We start from the raw sequence: 3914 nt of genomic DNA, 5'->3' as shown, positions 1-3914 counted from the left end.
TGTAAAAGAAGGGGCTGTTTTAGAGATAACTTTTTAAGTTGATTCCAAAACAGCCCTTTTAGGCAATTATAAAATAATATAAAAAAATTATTTTAATTATTTATTGTAATGAAAGTATTGTTTTATAGGCTTTTAAAGTATCTAATGCTGTTTTTTCCCAAGATAAGGAGTTGTTTTTTATAAAACCCTTATGAATAATTTGCTGCTTAATATTTTCATCCATTAAAACCTCATATAATTTACTACTCAGTTCATCAATGTCATTAGGATTAAATAATACTGCTGCATCTCCTACTATTTCAGGAATAGAAGTTGCGTTTGAGGTTATCACAGGAATTCCGCAGGCCATGGCCTCTATAGGTGGTAAACCAAATCCTTCATAAAATGATGGATATACAAATAATGAAGCAGAATTATATAAATAAGGCATGTATTCCATAGAGATAAATCCAGGAAATATAACATAATTATCCACGTTGTATTCTTCAGCACATTTTTTATATAGTTCATAGGATTTACCTTTATTGCCTGCGATAACTAAGTTATGAGATTGCATTATATTTCTAGGTAGTTTACTATATGCCTTTATAAGACCTAAAATATTTTTTCTAGGGCTAAAGCCACCTACATATAAAATATAATTATTCGGGAGAGAATATTGTTTTTTTAAGATAGAACTTGCTATAACTTTGTCTATAGGCTTATATATTTTTTCACTAGCAAGATAAGTTACAAAAATTTTTTCTTTAGGATAATTAAAATCTTTAGAGATATCTTCTTTAGAAAATTCCGAAACAGTAATTATACCATCGGAGTTATCTACAATGGATTTCATTTTGGTTGTAAATATTTCCAAATACCTATCGCCTACAGTTTCAGGCATATGAACAGGAATAGTGTCATGAAGAGTTATAATAAAAGGACACTTTTTCTCAATAGGAAGCCCTACTCCATTTTGAGGAACATGATAAATATCTGTATCTTTTCCGTTTAAAATATTAGGTATATTAACTTCGTCCCAAAAGTTACAAGAATTACTTTCTTTGATGGGAGATAGAAAAAAATTATCTTTAAAATCTATTTGACTATTATAATTTTCAGCAGTAAATAATAAATATTTATTTATAAAGTCTACTTTATTTAATGAATTTATCAATTGATGTGTATACGTGCCAATACCTGTTCCTCTGTACCATTTAGCTGCTCTTGCATCTATTCCAATTTTCATATTAAAACTCCTTAAACATACTTTTTCAGATATATTTAGAAAAACTACTATTAATAAATTATATTAATTAGGTATAGAAGAATATGTTATGGTTGGATAAGTTGTATAACAAATATTAATATTGGACTTATAGTGCACATATACTATATATAGATAAATTGCTTTAAATTTTAATGTATATTTAAATATAGCTTAACAGTTTGAGATATCATTTCGCAGATTAGTGCACAATGCACAGTTAAGGAAGAAATTATTTTTTTAGAAAAATAATTTCCTAAAACATANNATTGTGAACTGTGAATTGTGCATTGAATTAACTTCTCAATTGTATAACTGAGAAGTTCCTATAATCATATTCTAAACGCATATATAAATACATATAAATTATAGGGGAGGTGTTAACTATGATGAGAGAATTTGAGATCGAGCGTCAATTTGATATTAAAATAGAGAGTATAAAGCCTAATAAAGGTGTATACCTCTTAAAGACCGATGATGGCGCAAAATGCCTTAAAAAAATCAATTATGGCACTCAAAAGCTATTATTTGTATATGGTGCAAAAGAGCACTTATATAAGAGTGGATTTCTAAATATAGATAGGTATTTTTTAAATAAAGAAGGGAATCCTTATGCACTGGTAAATGAAGATATTTATACTTTATCTCAGTGGATTGATGGTAGAGAGTGCGACTTTTATAATGATGACGATTTAGTTATAGCTGCAAAAAATTTAGCACATATGCATATTGCTTCTAAAGGATACGAACCACCTGAGAATAGTAAATTGAAATCAGATTTAGGAAGATGGCCACATCTTATTGAAAAAAGAATTAAATCCTTTGATAAGATGAAGGAAATGGTGAGGAAAAAGAAGAATCATAAATATGAATTTGACATTAACTATTTAAAAACAGTAGACTATTATAAAAATTTGAGTAAAAAAGCTTTAGACAATCTTAATTCCTCTGATTACTTTGAAATTTGTAGACAAACAGAGGAGAGCAAAAGCTTTTGTCATCATGACTACACATATCATAACATAATAATTAGTGATAATAATGAGGTTAATGTTATTGACTTTGATTACTGTAAAAGAGAAGTACGGGCTTATGACATATCAAATTTTTTAATTAAGGTACTAAAAAGAAGAGAGTGGGATATTAAATATGCTAATTTAATAATAGATGCATACAATAGTATAAGTCCACTTACAAAAGAGGAATATAAAGTTTTATATTCATTTTTATTATTTCCTCAGCGTTATTGGAGATTATGCAACAGATATTATTATAACGAAGTAAATTGGATTCAGAACACCTTTAACAAGAAGATGGAGGAGTTGATCTCTGAACAGGAAAAATTTACAGCATTTATTAAAGAGTTTAGTAACATTTATAATTTGGAATAATTTATCTATAGTAGTTAATTAAAGTTATGTAATTGCATTAATTACATAGCTTTAATTTATTTAAAGAAATTAGTTTGATCAAAACTAATTTTCTTCTCAATTGTGAATTTTGAATTGTGCATTAGTCTAAGCTTATCACCTTAATTTTACATTTCCATATCATATAACTATAGCTAGTTATATGGAGAGGATTGTATATGAAAATAGGAGATGTTGTAGTAAGGAAGTCTTATGATGGAGATATAGCTTTTAAAATTATAGATATTAAAGAAGAGAATGGAAAAGAGGTTTATGTGCTAAAGGGATTAAACATAAGAATCGAGGCAGATTGTTCTAAAGAAGATTTGGAACCTGTATCTAGGGATAGGTTAGGAGAAATAGATAAAGTTTTCAATAAAAAAATAAATTCTTCTATTAAAAAAATATTACTATCTAGAACTTCTAATTATAGGGGTGAAGCAGCTGAAGTATTAGATAAATCTTATTATGATTATGTAAGAAGAGAGAAAACAGTAGTACAAAATAGAGAGTTATTCTTTGGAAGGCCAGGTAAAGTACTTCATGTAGATGGAGATCCCAATTATCTTCAGGTATGCCTTAAAACCTATAAACAACTTTCAATAGAGGCTGTAGGTAGAGTAATAGCTGAAAAGGAGCAGCCAAGTAAGATATTAGAAGTAGTTAAGGAAGTGAATCCAGATATAGTTGTTATTACAGGCCATGATGGTATGACAAAGGGAGTAACAGATTATATGAATTTAGATAATTATAGAAATTCTAGAAATTTTGTAGAGTGTGTATCCAAGTTAAGAGAATACAAATCAAATTATGATGACCTAGTTATTTTTGCAGGGGCTTGTCAATCATGTTATGAAGCACTTTTGGATGCAGGAGCAAACTTTGCTAGCTCACCTAATAGAGTTTTAATTCATTGTTTAGATCCTGTGCTTATATGTGAAAAGATAGCTTATACAAGTATCGACACTATAGTAGACATTCAGGATGCAGTTCAAAATAGTATAACAGGGATAAAAGGAGTTGGAGGACTTCAAACTAGAGGAAAATATAGAGAAGGATTTCCTAAGTCTCAATATATAAAATAATTAAAAGAATATACTGTTTAAAAAGCCAAAAAAGTTTTTGTGTCATAAATTTATTTTCAGAAAAGTGATTTAGTCACTTTTCTTTTTTATAAGAAATTACTAAGTAATTTTGATGAAATAGCAGTTGAATCAGTGGAGAAATATAGGGTTCTTTAATGAAAATTTAACTTATGC

3 protein-coding genes are annotated in these 3914 nt (G+C 28.1%); 2 read left to right on the top strand and 1 reads right to left on the bottom strand.

All coding sequences use genetic code 11. The annotated features are described in order from the left end of the window. Positions 1 to 100: 100 nt before the first annotated feature. Entirely contained in the window at positions 101 to 1228 is a 1128-nt protein-coding gene (locus tag B2W91_RS18310) for a glycosyltransferase family 4 protein (protein WP_291583538.1), read from the bottom strand. 404 nt (positions 1229 to 1632) lie between these two features. Between B2W91_RS18310 and B2W91_RS18305 the strand changes: the two genes are divergently transcribed. Both B2W91_RS18305 and yabG read left to right on the top strand, forming a co-directional pair. Beyond that, the gene (locus B2W91_RS18305) at positions 1633 to 2637 is read left to right on the top strand and encodes a CotS family spore coat protein (protein ID WP_291583536.1); all 1005 of its coding nucleotides are present in this window, start codon (positions 1633 to 1635) and stop codon (positions 2635 to 2637) included. A 197-nt stretch (positions 2638 to 2834) separates the two neighbouring features. Next, positions 2835 to 3740 (top strand): sporulation peptidase YabG, encoded by a 906-nt coding sequence (gene yabG / locus B2W91_RS18300; protein ID WP_291583534.1) that lies wholly within the window; start codon positions 2835 to 2837, stop codon positions 3738 to 3740. The last annotated feature ends 174 nt before the right edge of the window (positions 3741 to 3914 follow it).

Origin of the sequence: Clostridium sp. UBA6640, from assembly GCF_002455975.1 — a bacterium.
Taxonomy (GTDB): domain Bacteria; phylum Bacillota; class Clostridia; order Clostridiales; family Clostridiaceae; genus Clostridium_J.
The sequence above is the reverse complement of the archived record's forward strand: the minus strand, read 5'-3'. Positions and strand labels throughout refer to the sequence as shown.

Coding starts and splice junctions, on each gene's coding strand:
- yabG (WP_291583534.1), top strand. CDS start 2,835: ATGAAAATAGGAGATGTTGTAGTAAGGAAGTCTTATGATGGAGATATA.
- B2W91_RS18310 (WP_291583538.1), bottom strand. CDS start 1,228: ATGAAAATTGGAATAGATGCAAGAGCAGCTAAATGGTACAGAGGAACA.
- B2W91_RS18305 (WP_291583536.1), top strand. CDS start 1,633: ATGATGAGAGAATTTGAGATCGAGCGTCAATTTGATATTAAAATAGAG.